This is a genomic window from Glutamicibacter sp. (genome assembly GCF_032154645.1).
In the GTDB taxonomy this organism is placed as follows: domain Bacteria; phylum Actinomycetota; class Actinomycetes; order Actinomycetales; family Micrococcaceae; genus Glutamicibacter.
The window spans coordinates 68,375-84,399 of record NZ_JALDXV010000008.1 but is presented as its reverse complement, the minus strand read 5'-3'; the positions used below and the strand labels follow the sequence as shown (position 1 = coordinate 84,399).

The following is a 16,025-nucleotide window of genomic DNA, read 5'->3' as shown; positions in this document are numbered from 1 at the left end:
GCACTTACTGCTGGAATACAAAAGTATATTATTTGTAAACTTTCTGGCCGCCGCGGCAGCCTGTTCAAGGAGTAGACATGACAGCAGAGCAGCGCAACGTGCAGGAGACGCTTTTCTCCGAACGAGCAGCAGGTATTAAGCAGTCGGCGGTGCGCGACGTGTTCGAGCTGTCACTGGATCCTTCGCTGGTGTCCTTGGCCGGCGGCAACCCTTACCTGCAGCTGCTGCCATTGGAGAAGATCGGTGAGATCGCCCAGCGCATCATCGTTGAGCAGGGACCGGTGGCGCTGCAGTACGGCTCGGGCCTGGGCACCGAAGAGCTGCGCGCGCAGATCCTGGAAGTCATGGCCGCCGAGGGCATCACCAACGTCGGCTTCGACGATGTGGTGGTCACCAACGGCTCGCAGTCGGCACAGGACATGGCTTGCAAGGTGTTCTGCGATCCGGGAGACACCGTATTGTGCGAGGACCCTACCTATGTGGGCGCGCTGAACACCTTCGAGGCCTATCAGGTCAATGCCCGTCCGGTGGGCACCGATGAGAACGGCCTGATTCCCGAAGCCCTGCGCACACGCATCGCCGAGCTGCGCGCGGCCGGCGAACGCATCAAGTTCCTTTACACCATCCCGAACTTCAACAATCCTTCGGGCATCACCCTGGCCGCCGAACGCCGCCAGGAAATCGTGGACATCTGCCGCGAAGCGGGCATCTTAATCCTTGAGGACAACCCCTACGGCATGCTGCGCTACGAGGGCGAGGCGGCCCCGACGCTGCGCAGCCTCGACGCGGACAACGTCATCTACATGGGCTCCTTCTCCAAGATCTTCGCCCCGGGACTGCGCATCGGCTGGGCCGCGGTGCCAACCCACCTGTTCCGCCGCTTCTACCTGGCCGGCGAGGCCGTGGCACTGTGCCCGCCGACCCTGAACCAGATGATCATCAGCACCTACCTGGAAGAGCATGATTGGAAGGGGCAGGTCGCCAAGTACAACGACCTCTACCGTTCGCGCCGCGATGCGATGCTCACAGCGCTGGCCCAGTACCTGCCCGAGGACATCACCCACACCCACCCCGACGGCGGCTTCTTCATCTGGCTGACCCTGCCCGAAGGCATCGACACCTACGAGCTGCTGCAGCAGGGGGTGAAGGCCGGAGTCATCTTCATCCCGGGAGCCGCCTTCAGCCCCAGCGGCGAGGCGAGCAACAAGCTGCGCCTGGCGTTCTGCTCGGTGGATGAGGACACCATCGCCGAGGGCGTGCGCCGCCTGTCACTGCTTTTGCAACAGGCCCTGGCTGGCTGACAACTCGCTGCGGCGCTGCGCGATCTGCATGATCGCTGCAGCGCCGAGGATCAGCGCCACGCCGATCAGCGCGACCGCGTCGAACTGTTCACCCAGGAAGATGATGCCGATCGCCATGGCGAACACCGGCGGAATGTAGCTGGCGGTGGACGCGGTGACCGCACCCAGCGCCGCCACGATGATGTAGTACAGCACGAACACCACGCCGGTGCCCATGACGCCCAGGCCCAGCACCACCGCGGTCAGGGCGCCCGGATCCTGGGCGATGTCGGTGATGCCGCTCAGGTCGGTGACCAGCGCCAGGCCGATGGCCGCGAGCACCGTCTGGTAGGAGGCGGCCGCCGCCGCGGGGATCCCCAGCGGGGTGATGAAGCGCCGTGCATACCCATAGGACAGACCCAGGCTCGCCGAGCCGATCAGCATCCACAGCACGCCTCCGGCATCGATGCTGGCGGCGTTCCACGGCCGGGCGATGACCACCACGCCCACCGCACCGAGCAGCACGCCCGCGGCCTTGGGCGCCGTCAGCTTCTCGGTCCGGAATATCAGGATGGCGCCCACCGTGGCGAACAGCGGGATCGAACCGCTCAGCGCCCCGGCTATTCCGCTGTCCAGCCTGAAGGTTCCGGTGGCATAGGCGAAGTAGTACAGCCCGGCGCCGAGGAACGCCTGGATGATGAAGCGGTGGGCATGGCGCAGGTGCCGTCGGGAGAAAGAACCTGTCAGCGCAGCAAAGATGACGATGGGGATCGCCCCGAACACCAGCCGCAGCAGCGCGGTCTGCCCCGCACTGATGTACGGGGCGGCCGCCTGCATGAACAGGAAATTCGTACCCCAGATGGCGCTGAGCAGCCCGTAGGCGCCCAGCGCCCCGCGCCGGTTGGCCGAAGAAAAACGCATGATCCCCACGCTACATCGTGGCGTTACAAGGTCCGCAATATGTCTTCGACGCGGTCCTTGGCGTCGCCGAAGAGCATCTGCGAGTTGTCCCTGAAGAACAGCGGGTTCTGCACCCCCGCATAGCCGCTGGCCATCGAGCGCTTGAAGACCACCACGTTCTTCGCCTCCCACACCCGTAGCACCGGCATGCCGGCGATCGGGCTGCCCGGATCCTCGGCCGCGGCCGGATTCACCGTGTCATTTGCGCCGATCACCAGGACCACCGTGGTCTGCGCCAGGTCGTCGTTGACCTCGTCCATTTCAAAGACGATGTCATAGGGGACCTTGGCCTCCGCCAGCAGCACATTCATATGCCCGGGCAGCCGGCCGGCCACCGGGTGGATGCCGAAGCGCACCTTGACCCCCTTGGCCGCCAGCTTTCCCGCAAGTTCCGCCACCGGGTACTGCGCCTGGGCCACCGCCATGCCGTAGCCGGGGGTGATCACCACGCTGTCCGCTTCGGCGAGCAGCTGCGCCGTCTGCTCCGCGGAGATCTCCCGGTGCTCGCCGTAGTCTTCATCGTTCTTGGAAGCCGCCTCGATGCCGAAGCCGCCTGCGATAACGGAGAAGAAGGAACGGTTCATCGCCTTGCACATGATGTACGACAGGTACGCGCCGGAGGAGCCGACCAGGGCGCCGGTGATGATCAGCAGGTCGTTGTTCAGCAGGAAGCCCGCCGCCGCCGCGGCCCAGCCGGAGTAGCTGTTGAGCATCGAGACGACCACCGGCATGTCTCCGCCGCCGATGGACGCGACCAGGTGCCAGCCCAGGGCGAAGGACAGGAGCGTCGCGGCAATCATCATCCACAGTTCGGTGGTGTTGACATAGAGCACCGTGAGCACCGCGAAGAGGGTGATGGCGCCGAGGTTGATGACGTTCTTCCCGGGCAGCACCAGCGCCTTGGACTTGATCCGCCCGGAGAGCTTCAGGAAGGCGACGATCGAACCGGTGAAGGTCACCCCGCCGATGAAGATGCCGATGAACACCTCGGCCCGGTGGATGGTATCCAGCTGACCCACCAGGTCCAGGTGTTCCAAATGCCCGTTCCAGCCCACCAGCACCGCGGCCAGGCCTACGAAGCTGTGCAGCAGGGCGATCAGCTCGGGCATCCCCGTCATCTCCACCACGCGGGCGCGCCACAGGCCGATGGCCCCGCCGACCAGCAGTGCGAGCACCAGCAGGATCAGGCCGGTGCGCAGCTGCGGGCCGGCCGGGGCAGCACTGAAGCTCAGGACGATGGTTGCCCCCAGGGAGAGCACCATGCCGGCGATGCCGTAGGCGACGCCGCGCTTGGCGGTTTCATGCTTGCTCAGCCCGGCGAGGCTGAGGATGAACAGCAGCCCGGCGGTGATGTACGCGGCGCCGGTGATCGATTCTGGACTCACAGTGGGGCTCCCTCAAGAAGGACGAATGAATGTAGCGTGTGCAGGGTCATCAGGAGCTGCTCCCGCGGGAGAACATCGCCAGCATGCGCCGTGTGACGGCGAAGCCGCCGAAGATATTGATCGATGCCAGCAGCACCGCACCGGCGGCGAGCACCTGCACCACCAGGTTGCCCGAGGTGATCTGCACCATCGCACCGACCACGATGATGCCGGAGATCGCGTTGGTCACCGACATCAGCGGCGTGTGCAGCGCATGCTTGACCTTGCCGATCACATAGAAGCCGATGACCACCGAAAGGATCAGCACGGTGAAGTGCCGGGACAGCGGGGCCGGGGCCGCCGCGTTGAGCAGAAACAGCAGCGCCATGCCTGCGATGAATGCCAGCGTCTTGCCCAGGGCCCCGAACTTTGCCGGCTGATGGGCGGCCTCTGCCGGCGCGGGGTCCGGCTGCACCGGCGTAGCGGCGGGTGCGGAGACCTGCACGGGAGGCGGAGGCCAGGTCAGTTCCCCGCGCCTGACCACGGTGACCGAGCGCTGCACCACGTCCTGGAAGTCGAGGCTCAACACCCCGTCCTTCTGAGGCGTCAGCAGCTTGAGCAGGTTGAGGATGTTCGTTCCGTACAGCTGCGAGGCCTGGGCGGGGAGCCTTCCTGGCAGGTCGGTGTAGCCGAGGATGATCACCCCGTTCTCGGTGACCACGCGCTCGCCCGCCACCGATCCTTCGACGTTTCCGCCCTGTCCGGCGGCCATGTCCACGACCACGCTACCTGCCTTCATCAGTGCGAGGTCCGCCGCGGTAATCAGCCGCGGGGCGGTGCGTCCTGGGATCAGCGCGGTGGTGATGATGATGTCCACCTCGGCCGCCTGCTCCGTGTAGATTTCGGCTGCCCGCTGGTTGTAGGCCTCGCTGGTGGCCTTGGCATAGCCGTCGGAGGAGTTCATGGCCTGAGCTACCTCGACCTTGAGGTATTCCCCGCCAATGGACTTGACCTGGTCGGCGACTTCCGGGCGCGGGTCGGTGGCCCTGACAACCGCGCCGAGGCTGCTGGCGGCGCCAATGGCGGCCAGTCCCGCCACACCGGCTCCGGCAACCAGGACCTTGGCCGGAGGGACCTTGCCCGCGGCGGTGACCTGTCCGGTGAAGAATCGCCCGAACTCATGGGCCGCTTCAATCACCGCGCGGTAGCCGGCGATATTTGCCATCGAGCTGAGCACATCCATCGACTGGGCGCGCGAAATGCGCGGCACGGCATCCAGCGCCAGCGCGGTGATGGGCTTCTGGGCGAGCTTTTCCACCAGTTCCGGGTGCAGCGCGGGGCCCAACTGGGCGATGAGCGTTGCTTCGGGAGCCAAAAGCTCGATTTCCTCATCGGTGGGTGCGTTGATTTTCAGCACCACCTCGCTCCCCCAGGTTTGGCGTGTGGTGCCCAGCAGCGCACCGGCCTGGCTATAGGCGGCATCCGAGAAGTCCGAACGGCTCCCTGCACCAGATTCGACGACCACCTCATAACCCAGTGCAGTCAACTGCCGCACGGTGGCCGGCGTTGCCGCCACCCGCGTCTCGGGCTGTTGTTCGGCCACGATCCCTATTCGAGTCAAGTTGGCTCGCTTTCAGTCAGCGTGCCAAGCTCAACGCTGAGCGGCACGGGGTCGATTTTGGCTGATATGCCATTGATATATGAGAAGCACTATAACGAAGCCGCGGGGATCGATCTAGGGGTTAAGTCAAATTCCACCCATTAATTCCACTGCGTGGACGCGGCGAAAATTTCCCCCGAAAAAGTGTTGCGCGCCACCATCCGCGCATGCCACCATCGATGGTATATCAGTTGAACATCAGAAAGTTCTTCGGGTAGATGCCAATTATCCGGCTCATTTTCGAGCCGCCTTATCCACTCAATGAGGAGGGGAAATGCGTAATTTAATTGACGATATGACCACTTTGAACGCCGCCGGGAAAGAAGTCTTCGCAGTCCGTTCGGAGGCCCGAAACACCGGCACTCAGGAGACGGCGATGTGGCCGTGGCTCGGCTCCGCCGACCTTTATGAGCCGATGACCGCCTAGGCGGATTTCCGGCGGCCCAGTGGAGGTGCCCATGAACTCCTGCGAGTTCATGGGCACGCTTTACATCAGGCCAGCCGACCGCCAAAGTCGTCGGCAATGTCGTTGGCGGCTTGGCGCAGCCGCGGAAGCAGCACCTCGGTGATGCTGCGCAGATCCGATCTGCCGCGCTGCACCGAAATGTTCAGCGCACCCAGCAGCTGGTCCCCTCGATAGACCGGGACCGCCAGGCCGCGCAGGCCTTCGTCGAGCTCCTGGTTGACCAAGCTCCAGCCCTGCGCAGATACCTTGTCGAGTTCCCTTTCCAGCTGCTCGAGGCTGCCCACAGTATGTTCGGTATAACTGCGCAGGTCGACATCCTTCAGGAAGGCTGCGCGCTCCTCGGCGCTCAGGGCGGCAATTAACACGCGCCCCATGGAGGTCACCCAGGCCGGTAGCCGGTTGCCGATGGACACATTCATTGAATGCAGCCGAGGGGAGGACACCCGCTCGACATAGAGGATGTCCTGGCCCTCAAGCACACACAGCGCAGCGGTTTCGCCCAGTTCGCGGGCCAGCGCTTCAAGGTGCACCGTGGCAGCCTTGGGCAGGGTCAGGCCGGAGAGATATGACGCGCCCAGATCCAGTACGCGCGGGGTGAGCCTGAAGTTTCCGCCGTTGGTTTCCAGGTAGCCCAGGTCCGCGAGGGTGAGCAGGAAGCGGCGTGCTGAGGCGCGGGTTTGATCCGTGGCGGCTGCGACCTGCGAGACCGTCATCTCGGAGTTGCCCCCATTGAAAGCGAGCAGCACATCGAGGGTCTTCGCCGTGGATTTAACAAAGTAGTCTGCCCGCTCGGTCACGCTGCGCTCTCCTTGGGTCCCTAGTGTGAACTCCAGCGGTTGCGCTCGAACTGTGCCGCCAGCCGGATCGGAGCATTCGGCGCCCCGTACCCATCGTAGCTATTTCGACGTTCAACTACTTCAATGAACATGTTTCCTACGCGCTGGGTGTAGAAGTGAAGGAATTCGCCGCGCTCGTCCCTGTCATAGAGCAGGTTCAGCTCCTGCAGCTCCGCCAGCAGCTGCGGGTCCAGGTCAAAGCGTGCAGCAAGGTCCTCGTAGTAGTTGGCTGGAATATGCAGGAACTCCATCCCCGCCTGCACCGCCCGGCGGGCTAGGGCGATGATGTTTTCGGTTTTCACGGCGATGTGCTCGGGGTATTCGTGCTGCCGGTCTAGCAGCGAGGCAAGGCCTGCAGGGACGATGTTCAACGCCAGGCGCACCTCCGAGTCGGCGGTGGTGAGCACCTGCGAGCGGACCAGACCCATGGGGCTTGGCACCTCGGTGCCCGGCAGCGCCTTCAGGTTCAGCACGCTGGTATAGAACAGCACCGATTCATCGAAGGACTGCCAGGGCTGGGCGAGGTTGATATGGTCGATGCCCGTCACTGCCCCCTCGACCCCGGGCTCAGGGTCGAGGTTGTCCCCGCCGAACTCCTGGTCCCATGCGCCGTCCACGGCACTGAAGAAGACTTCGGTGTCATCCGGTGCACTGAATCCGGGAAGGTCTTCCTCATTGTTCAGGTGCAGCCGCGGCACCCGCGGCGCGAGCAGTTCCTGCGCCCGCGCCGTGGCCTGGTCGGCCGAGGGTACGCGCACGCCGAAGCCTGAAACTTCCGCGTTCACGCCGGCGCTGCGCTGAGAGTTGAGAACGATGCGCGCGTCCTGGCTGCTGAAGAGCTGCACCGGTTTGCGACGGTGCTGCCCGCGGAAGGTGAAGCCGAGCTGGGTGAGCAGTCTCGCTACAGGTTCGGGGTCTTCGGTGCGGATTTCGGTGAAGTCAAAGCCCAATGCCTGTTGGCCCCCGGGCAGGGAGCGCAGGTTGAGCGCGCTGTTCTTGCCCTGGGCTGCGCGCAGCGCAGCGGTTTGGGACTGCAGCCAGAGCAGCGAGCGCAGGGCATCCACCGCTGTGCGCTGCACATTCGACTGGCGGAACACATCATTGAAAATCTCAAGGGAGATGATCCCGGCATAGCCGCTGTCCGCCAGGTAGCCCAGGAACTGTTCCAGTGCGAAGCCTCCCTGCCCTGGGAAGGCCCGGTAGTGCCGCGACCAGGAGAGCACATCCATGCTCAGCACCGGTGCGTCGGCCAGCTGCACGAAGAAGATCTTTTCTCCCGGGATCTGCGCAATCTGCGCCGGATCGTCCCCGCGCGAGAGGATGTGGAAGCTGTCGATGCAGATGCCGACATTTTCCCTGTCCACCTGCTGCACAATTTTCCATGAGTGCTGGTAGGTGTTCACGAATTTACCCCAGGCCAAGGCCTCGTAGGCGATGCGGATCCGATACTTCGCGGCAAGCTCTGCCAGTTGGCGGATCTGCCGGACGAAGACCTCGTCGTCGTTGATGTTGGCTGTGGCGACGCTGGAGCACAGCAGGATCAGGTCCATGCCTAGGCGGGCCATGAGCTTGAATTTTGCCTCGGCGCGGCGCAGGTTGGCGCTCAGGGTTGCCTCGTCGACTCCCTCGAAGTCGCGGAAGGGCTGGAACAAATCGAGGCTGAGCCCGAGCCGCGCGGCCAAGGCTTTGACTTCTTCGGGGGACATCTGGCTGACCAGCAGGTCCTGCTCGAAGATCTCGATGCCGTCAAAGCCGGCCTTGGCGCAGGCGTACATCTTTTCTTCCAGGCTTCCGGAGAGGCAGACAGTGGCGATGGAGGTGCGCATTGTTTACAACCCCTTCTCGAGCATGTCCAGCAGGTGGGCGCGCATGCGCGCTGCGTCGGGCTTGATCTCGGTGAAGATTTCAAAGGCATCCACTGCCTGCCCCACCGCCATATGCCCGCCGTCGAGCACCCGGCAGCCGAGGCGGCGGGCGGCGATGATCAGTTCGGTGTCCACGGGCCGGTAGATGCAGTCAGAAACCCAGTGGCGTGGTTCCAATCCTGCAAGGTCCAGCGGTGATCCCGGATGGTTGAACATGCCGATCGGCGTGGCATTGAGCACCCCGTCGACCTGCGGCAGCAGCTCGGGCACCTGGGCGGGTGCAGCGGGGATGACGCGGGAGCCGGAGAAGTGCTGCTGCAGTTCCGCGGCCCGCGTACCGGCGCGTTCCGCATCGGGATCTACGAGGTAGAGCGTGGTGGTTCCGGTGTTCAGCAGCGCGTAGGCCACGGCTGATCCGGCCCCGCCGGCGCCCAGCTGCAGCACGGTGTCCTGCACCGCATCGGGCAGGCCCGCGGCAAAACCGCTGGCAAAGCCGGAGGCGTCGGTGTTGTAGCCGAAAAACTTTCCGTCGCGGATCACCACGGTATTGACCGCACCGATGTCGCGGGCGTTGGGAGAGATCTCATCCAGGTGCTCCAGCACCAGCTGCTTGCAGGGGTGGGTGATGTTGAAGGCGTTGAATCCGAGCTCTGCCCCTGCACGCAGCAGCCGGCCCACGTCTGACGCATCGCGCCCGAGCACCGACAGGTCGATGGGGCGGTAGAGATAGCGCAGGTGCTGCGCGTCGGCTTCCCTCTCATGCATGGCCGGTGTCAGCGAGGGGGTGACCCCGTCTCCGATGAGTCCTACCAGAAAGGACTGCGCTGTTGTGCTCATGGATTTTTCCTCGCATTCTGTCATCACCGGCACGTTGGGTATTGCCCGAAGTGTGATTTAGATCTACTCTAAACCCATGAACACATTCCGAACAAGTGGTCGCATAGCGAACATTTAGGAAATCTGGCTAAGGTCTTCACCTCTCTCCCAAGGAGTCATCCGATGCAAACTACACGAAAGTCAGCGGCGTCTGCCGCAGACCAATCGGGGCAGCGCACCCCGGTCAAGGCAGCGCTTGCCAGCTTCATGGGCAGCGCCGTCGAATACTACGATTTCTTCATCTTCGGCTCCGCAGCGGCGCTGATCTTTCCGCATATCTTCTTTCCCGATGCAGACACCAACGCCGCGGTGATGTCACTGGCGACCTTTGGTTTTGCCTATGTAGCCCGACCCATCGGCGCCATTATCCTCGGGCATTTCGGCGACAAGATCGGTCGGCAAAAGGTCCTGATGTTCACCCTGGTCGTCATGGGCGCCTCCACCTTCGCCATCGGCTGCCTGCCGACATTCGACCAAATCGGCTGGTTCTCCCCCGCACTGCTGGTCTTTGCCCGGCTGCTGCAGGGCTTGTCTGCCGCCGGCGAGCAGGCGGGCGCATCATCCCTGTCGCTGGAGCATGCGCCGGATAACCGCCGCAGCTTCTTCACCTCCTGGACCCTGACAGGCACCCAGGGCGGTCAGATTCTGGCGGCGATGATCTTCATTCCCGTGGTGGCTCTGCCGGATGACATCAAGTACTCCATCGGCTGGCGCATCCCCTTCTGGCTCTCGGCCGTGGTGGTCGTCGTGACGTTCTTCATCCGCCGTTCGCTGCATGAAACCCCCGAGTTCGAGGAAGCGAAGAAGAACAACGAAATTGCCAAGCTTCCGCTGGCGGTGCTGCTGCGCTTCCACTGGAAGGACGTGCTGCGCGTGGTGCTGTGCGCCTTCATCGCCGCGGTGTCCACCGTGTACGGCACCCTTGCCATTTCCTATGGCAAGACCATCGGCAATATGGATGAGTCCATCACCCTCTGGTTGGTGGTGGCGGGCAATATCGGCGCCCTGTTCAGCCAGCCGCTGTTCGGCATGCTGGCGGACAAGATCGGGCGCAAGCCGGTGTTCATCTACGGTGCCATCAGCTCCGCGGTCATCATGCCCTTCTACCTGCGTTCCATGGAATCGGATAACACGCTGCTGCAGTTCGGACTCTCGCTGCTGGTCTTCTCCTGCGGCTACGCCGCGGCCAACGCCGTCTGGCCAAGCTTCTACGCGGAGATGTTCTCCTCACAGGTGCGCTTCTCCGGACTTGCCATCGGCACCCAGCTGGGCTTCCTGATGGCCGGGTTCGCCCCGTCAATCGTGGCTGCCATGGGCGGATTGGAACCGGGTGGGTGGGTGCAGATCAGCCTGTTCACCGCGGGCATCTGCCTGATCTCAGCGGTGTCTGCGCTGACCGCGCGCGAAACCTTCCGGGTGCCCACCTCGCAGCTGGGCCACCCGGTGCACAAGGTCGCCTAACTGCCGGCCGCGGCGATCTCGCGCAGCTCCTGCTCGGCCGGCGAGGGGACGTGGCTTGCCGACCAGATGATCCGCAGTTCGCGCACCAACGCCGGTCCTCCGAAGGGGATCTCCACCAGGGTGCCCAGCTTCAGCTGGTTCTGAACCGCCAACTGGCTGAGCACCGCGGGCCCCATGCCGGCGGCCACACATTGGCAGATCGTCGAGTTCGAATTGAACTCGGCGATCGGCTTGGGCCGCTCGGTGTGGGCGATGTAGTCAAGGAAGGCGCGGGTGCCCGAACCGTCCTCGCGTTCAATCAGCGCCGTGGTGGCAAGTTCATGCACCGACAGCGGGGTGCCTCGTGTGGCCCAGGGGTGGCCTGGTGCGGTAACGATGAGCATCTCGTCGGTGAAGACGCGCAGGCTCTGCAGCCCCAGTGGAATGTGCGGGGTTTCAACGAACCCGAAGGACACCTCCCCCTGCTGCACCGCGTGGATGACGTCCTGTGAGTTCATGATCCGCATGCGCGGCTTGACCTCCGGCATGCTGGCATGCAGCTCCCCGATCCACCCGGGGGCCAGGTATTCGGCGACGGTCATGCTGGCTCCGAAGTCCAGTTCCGCCTGCCCCGGATCGGCAAGGGTACGGGCCCCGGCGGCAAGGTTCTGCAGGCTTTCAAGCACCTCGCGCGCCCACTGCACCGTCAGCACCCCTTCCGGGGTGAGGGTGGAGCCGGTGGTTTTGCGGTCGATCAGCTGATAGCCCAGGCGGCGTTCCATGGTTTTCAGCGCACGGGTGGCATTCGGCTGGGCGATGCCCGCCGCGCGGGCGCCGGCGCTGAGGCTGCCGTGGTCGGCGATGCCCACCAGCAGGCTCAGGGTTGAGAACTGCATCCAGTGGGCAATGCTATTGAGAGATGACGGGTCCTGCTCCATATCAGCATCATATGCCGGTGATAGCAACAGAGGGAATACCGCGAAGTTGGCACCCCGACAAGACTTGTAAATATGCAACGCACCAAGAAACCAGCCGATACCGCCCCAGCCACAACCACCGGCGCACCGCCGAAGGTGGTCAAGGGGCTGCTCTTGTGTCTGGCGGTCGGCGTGCTGTGCGTGCTTGCCAGCAAGTTCCTCAACGGCCTGAGCGCGCTGCTTCTGGCCATCATCCTCGGCGCACTGTGGCGCAACCTGGCCCCGGTCCCGGCAGCGCTGGAACCGGGCATCGCCTGGTCGGCCAAGAAGCTGCTGCGCTGGGGCATCGTCTTTTTGGGCCTGCAGCTCTCGCTGAGCACCATCCTGGGCCTCGGCCCCGGCGTACTGCTGGTGGTCTTCCTGTCGGTGGGCGTCACCTTCCTGCTCACCCTATGGATCGGTGCGCGCATGGGCATCGACCTGAAACAGCGCATGCTCATCGCCACCGGCTTTTCCATCTGCGGTGCTGCCGCGGTGGCAGGTGCGGAGAACGTGGTGCGCGCCAAGCAGAACCAGGTGGCCACCGCGGTGGGTCTGGTGGTGCTCTTCGGTACCCTGATGATCCCTGCCATGCCAGCGCTCGGTGCGCTGCTGGGCATGGATGACCGCAGCATCGGCATGCTGGTGGGAGCCTCCACCCATGAGGTGGCCCAGGTGGTCGCTGCCAGCGGTTCGGTCTCCGCCGCAGCCCTTGAGGTCGCGGTGACAGTCAAGCTTGCCCGCGTGGTACTGCTGGCACCGATCATCGCCGGCGTGGGCGTCTACATGCGCACCAAGCATTCGGTGGTCGGCGGAAAGAACCCGCCGCTGATCCCGCTGTTCGTCGTAGGCTTCATCGCGGCCATGCTGCTGCGCACCACCGGCATTGTGCCGCCCCAGGTGCTGGTCGCCGCGGCAGAGCTGCAGACCCTGCTGCTGGCCGCTGCAATGTTCGCCCTGGGACTGGGTGTTCACCTGCGCAGCATCGTCAAGTCCGGCGGCAAGGCGTTGATCCTGGGCCTGCTGGCAACCCTGGTGATCATCGTGGTAGCCACCTCCGGCACCCTGCTCTTCCCACCGCAGTAGCCCGATACACTGATCAGCATGAGCACCGAGCACCTCTCCGATCCGCCGCAGTCCGAAGTTCCCGTCCGCCAGGCCGCCAGCGTGCTGCTCCTGCGTCCGGCAGGCACCGGCTTCGAGGTCTTCGTGCAGCACCGGGTGAACACCATGGACTTCGCGGCAGGCATGGTGGTCTATCCCGGGGGCAGGGTCGACCCGCAGGATGCGACGACGGTGGCCAACGGAGAACTGCCCGAAGACCTGATCATGGCTCAGGCACAGCGCTGGGCCACCTCCTCCATCGCCGCGGCTCCTGCCGAACAGCGCGCCCGGAAGGCAGGGATGGTCTTGGCCGCGGCACGGCGGGAAGTCTTCGAGGAGACCGGGCTGTTGCTTGACCCGGAACAGCTGCATCCCTGGGCCAACTGGGTGACGCCGGTGAAGTTCCCCAAGCGCTTTGACACCTATTTCTTCATCGCGGCCCTGCGCGAAGGGCAGGAACCGGCGCACCAGACCACCGAGGCGGTCATCTCCCGCTGGGTCAGCCCCGAGGCGCTGTTCGCCTCATTGGAACGCGGTGAGATCAAGATGATGCGGCCCACCCAGCGCACTTTGCTTGATGCCATGGCGCTGGGCAGCATCGACCGGATCATCGCCTCGCAGCATGAGATCCTCACCGTCCACCCCGACGGGACCGACACCTCGTCGGCGACTCCCGTCAGGGACAGCGAGCTTCGTGAGCGGGCTTAGGAGTCAATCAGGCTCCGGCCCACGATCAGCGACATGATCTCATTGGTGCCCTCAAGGATCTGGTGCACTCGCAGGTCGCGGACGGTCTTCTCCAGCCCGTAGTCGCTGAGGTAGCCATAGCCTCCGTGCAGCTGGATGGCGCTGTTGGCAGCATTGAAACCTGCATCCGTGGCCACCTTCTTGGCCATCGCACACAGCCTCACCGCTTCCGGGGTCTTGGCGTCCAGGGCCGCGGCGGCGCGGTGCAGCAGCGAGCGGGCGGATTCCAACTCCATGTCCATTTCTGCGAGCTTGAAGACCAAAGCTTCCTGCCGGGTCAGCGGGCCGCCGAAGGCCTTGCGCTCTTTGAGGTACGCGGTGGACTTCTCCAGCGCGAACTGCCCGCCGCCCAACGAGCAGGCGGCGATATTCAGCCGGCCGCCGTTCAGCGCCTGCATTGCCATGGAGAAGCCTTCGCCCTCCGCACCGAGCAGGTTCTGCGCCGGAACGCGTACATTGTCCATGATGACCTGGCGGGTGGGCTGGGCCTTCCAGCCCATCTTCTTTTCATTCGGGCCGAAACTCAGCCCAGGGCTGTCCAGCGGGACCAGGAAAGCACTGATGCCGCGTGCTCCGGTATCCGCGGTACGCGCCATGACGATATAGACCTTCGAGGCGCCGGCTCCGGAGATGAACTGCTTGACCCCGTTCAGCACATATTCGTCGCCCTGCTTCTCGGCGCGGGTAGTCAGCGCCGCCGCATCGGAACCGATGCCGGGTTCGGTCAGGCAGTAGGATCCGAGCTGCTCCATGGTGGTCATTGCCGGAAGCCAGCTGGTCTTCTGCTCGTGGCTGCCGAAGCGGTCGATCATCCACACGACCATGTTGTGGATGGAAATGTAGGCGGAGATGGTGGGGCAGGCCTTGGCCAGCTCCTCGAAAACCAAGATGGCGTCGGAGCGGGTCAGTGCGGACCCTCCGAACTCCTCGCTCGCATAAATGCCGCCCATACCCAGCTGCCCGGCCTCGGCGAGGACATCGATGGGGAAATGCTTGTTTTCATCCCAATCAAGGGCGTTGGGGGCAATACGTGTGGCGGCAAAGTCGCGGACCATTTCCACCAGTGCCTGCTGGTCTTCGCTAAGTTCGAGCATGTTTGGCTCCTCCCTCTCACTACGGCACCCGTTCGGTTAAGGGTCCCTAACCGCAGTATATGTGATTCGCGTTACAACTAGGAGGGCAATTGCTCTTGGCGATCATCAAATTCATCGCGCGCTTCCAGCACCTTGGGGACGTTGCGCTCGCCGAGTGCTAATCGGCTGTCGCAAACATACAATTGCACGAAATTGAACGAAACCTAGGGTGTGAACGAATCCGCAGCACCCAAGCTAGCCAGCGGATCGCTTTGTGGTGATAATTTGGATTGCAGGTGCCACGTTCGGCAGCAGGTCCGCGCTCAAGGATGTCGATGAAGGACAATGAACACAGCAAACTAGTTAAGATGCTGTCAACCAATTACCTAGAGGGTTATCTACATTCGACGTTGACTAACCAGCGCACGTTATTTACCAGCTTCCGCATCTATCAGGGTTTCACAGTTCCAGAATGATCAATTACACCCTGCGCCAACTGCAGTATTTCGTCGCGGTATCCGAAGCGGGTTCACTGTCAGCGGCAGCCACAGCTTGCCATATCTCACAAGCCGCTATGAGTCAGTCAATGGCAGAACTAGAACGCGTGGTCGGCACTCAATTACTGGTTCGCAATAGGGCCAGAGGCGTGGTTCTCACAGCAGTGGGTACCGAGTTTCTCCACGATGCATTGGCCCTTGTACGCCATGCAGAAGAAATACAGAGCCAAATTATGGAGCGCCAATCTGAGCTTTCTGGGCCACTGGTCATTGGCTGCTATTCGTCGTTGGCCGCCTTCTGGATCCCAGTGATCTGCGAACAATTCACCGCCCCGAACCCCGGATTGCAGGTGAAAATCATCGAGGGCGACGCTGCAGAATTGCAGCAGCGCATGCTTCAAGGACACGTAGACGTCGTCCTGACACACACGAGACATCTAATTGCGGATGTAGAGCATCGAATTGTCATGTCTGGAAGGCCTTATGTCCTGGTTTCGGCTTCTCATCGTTTCGCGAACCGTGCCTCAGTCAGACTCACCGAGCTTGCCAATGACGACTTCGTATCGCTCGACCTGCCGACAGTCCGTGACAACCAACTTGTGAATCTCAGAATGTCCGGACTCGATCCAAAGATCCGTTGGAGCTCACAAAGCTTTGAAGCTGTACGCGGCATGGTTGCCCGAGGACTCGGCTATAGCGTGCTGGTACAACGTCCACCGGTGAACCTAAGTTATGACGGCCTGCCGCTTGCTGTACTGGAAATCGATGGGCCGGTAGGCTTCAGCGATGTTTGCGTGGCATACACGGCAACCAAACGCCCGAGCCTGCGTCTACGAGCATTTCTTGATTTCTGCCAGAAAATCGGGGCGGAACGCGAAAACTGGGCCGTCCAAGAATAATC

14 protein-coding genes are annotated in these 16,025 nt (G+C 63.2%); 6 read left to right on the top strand and 8 right to left on the bottom strand.

Annotated elements, in window-relative coordinates:
* Positions 1-77: 77 nt before the first annotated feature.
* Complete coding sequence (locus tag RUH64_RS08880) at positions 78-1,301, top strand: PLP-dependent aminotransferase family protein (protein ID WP_313812875.1); 1,224 nt, start codon at positions 78-80, stop codon at positions 1,299-1,301.
* Here the strand turns inward: RUH64_RS08880 and RUH64_RS08875 are convergent.
* From RUH64_RS08875 to RUH64_RS08865, 3 genes are read right to left on the bottom strand one after another with little or no spacing between them, the layout of a single operon-like run.
* Complete coding sequence (locus RUH64_RS08875; protein WP_313812874.1) at positions 1,269-2,201, bottom strand: DMT family transporter; 933 nt, start codon at positions 2,199-2,201, stop codon at positions 1,269-1,271. The two genes, RUH64_RS08880 and RUH64_RS08875, sit on opposite strands and share 33 nt — an antisense overlap.
* A gap of 23 nt (positions 2,202-2,224) precedes the next feature.
* Entirely contained in the window at positions 2,225-3,625 is a 1,401-nt protein-coding gene (gene pntB, locus RUH64_RS08870) for a Re/Si-specific NAD(P)(+) transhydrogenase subunit beta (RefSeq protein WP_313812873.1), read from the bottom strand.
* Between the two features lie 49 nt (positions 3,626-3,674).
* On the bottom strand, positions 3,675-5,225 hold the full coding sequence (locus RUH64_RS08865; RefSeq protein ID WP_313812872.1) for a Re/Si-specific NAD(P)(+) transhydrogenase subunit alpha: 1,551 nt from the start codon (positions 5,223-5,225) through the stop codon (positions 3,675-3,677).
* Between the two features lie 313 nt (positions 5,226-5,538).
* On the opposite strand from RUH64_RS08865, the gene RUH64_RS08860 reads away from it, so the two are divergent.
* Positions 5,539-5,691 (top strand): hypothetical protein, encoded by a 153-nt coding sequence (locus RUH64_RS08860; protein WP_313812871.1) that lies wholly within the window; start codon positions 5,539-5,541, stop codon positions 5,689-5,691.
* Between the two features lie 65 nt (positions 5,692-5,756).
* On the opposite strand, the gene RUH64_RS08855 is transcribed toward RUH64_RS08860, so the two are convergent.
* The 3 genes from RUH64_RS08855 to RUH64_RS08845 are packed head-to-tail and all read right to left on the bottom strand — an operon-like array spanning position 5,757 to position 9,268.
* The gene (locus tag RUH64_RS08855) at positions 5,757-6,527 is read right to left on the bottom strand and encodes an IclR family transcriptional regulator C-terminal domain-containing protein (protein ID WP_313812870.1); all 771 of its coding nucleotides are present in this window, start codon (positions 6,525-6,527) and stop codon (positions 5,757-5,759) included.
* 20 nt (positions 6,528-6,547) lie between these two features.
* Positions 6,548-8,392 (bottom strand): TIM barrel protein, encoded by a 1,845-nt coding sequence (locus tag RUH64_RS08850; RefSeq protein WP_313812869.1) that lies wholly within the window; start codon positions 8,390-8,392, stop codon positions 6,548-6,550.
* Positions 8,393-8,395: 3 nt separating this feature from the next.
* The gene (locus RUH64_RS08845) at positions 8,396-9,268 is read right to left on the bottom strand and encodes a shikimate dehydrogenase (protein ID WP_313812868.1); all 873 of its coding nucleotides are present in this window, start codon (positions 9,266-9,268) and stop codon (positions 8,396-8,398) included.
* Positions 9,269-9,430: 162 nt separating this feature from the next.
* Between RUH64_RS08845 and RUH64_RS08840 the strand changes: the two genes are divergently transcribed.
* The gene (locus tag RUH64_RS08840) at positions 9,431-10,768 is read left to right on the top strand and encodes an MFS transporter (protein WP_313812867.1); all 1,338 of its coding nucleotides are present in this window, start codon (positions 9,431-9,433) and stop codon (positions 10,766-10,768) included.
* On the opposite strand, the gene RUH64_RS08835 is transcribed toward RUH64_RS08840, so the two are convergent.
* Positions 10,765-11,685, bottom strand: a complete 921-nt coding sequence (locus tag RUH64_RS08835) for a LysR substrate-binding domain-containing protein (protein WP_313812866.1) — start codon at positions 11,683-11,685, stop codon at positions 10,765-10,767. The genes RUH64_RS08840 and RUH64_RS08835 overlap by 4 nt on opposite strands.
* Positions 11,686-11,757: 72 nt before the next feature.
* On the opposite strand from RUH64_RS08835, the gene RUH64_RS08830 reads away from it, so the two are divergent.
* Together RUH64_RS08830 and RUH64_RS08825 are read left to right on the top strand one after the other, a co-directional pair.
* Positions 11,758-12,789, top strand: a complete 1,032-nt coding sequence (locus RUH64_RS08830; protein WP_313812865.1) for a putative sulfate exporter family transporter — start codon at positions 11,758-11,760, stop codon at positions 12,787-12,789.
* A gap of 18 nt (positions 12,790-12,807) precedes the next feature.
* Positions 12,808-13,515, top strand: a complete 708-nt coding sequence (locus tag RUH64_RS08825) for an NUDIX hydrolase (protein ID WP_313812864.1) — start codon at positions 12,808-12,810, stop codon at positions 13,513-13,515.
* On the opposite strand, the gene RUH64_RS08820 is transcribed toward RUH64_RS08825, so the two are convergent.
* Entirely contained in the window at positions 13,512-14,648 is a 1,137-nt protein-coding gene (locus RUH64_RS08820) for an acyl-CoA dehydrogenase family protein (RefSeq protein ID WP_313812863.1), read from the bottom strand. The two genes, RUH64_RS08825 and RUH64_RS08820, sit on opposite strands and share 4 nt — an antisense overlap.
* Positions 14,649-15,099: 451 nt before the next feature.
* Between RUH64_RS08820 and RUH64_RS08815 the strand changes: the two genes are divergently transcribed.
* Positions 15,100-16,023, top strand: coding sequence for a LysR substrate-binding domain-containing protein (locus tag RUH64_RS08815; RefSeq protein ID WP_313812862.1), 924 nt, complete (start codon positions 15,100-15,102; stop codon positions 16,021-16,023).
* The last annotated feature ends 2 nt before the right edge of the window (positions 16,024-16,025 follow it).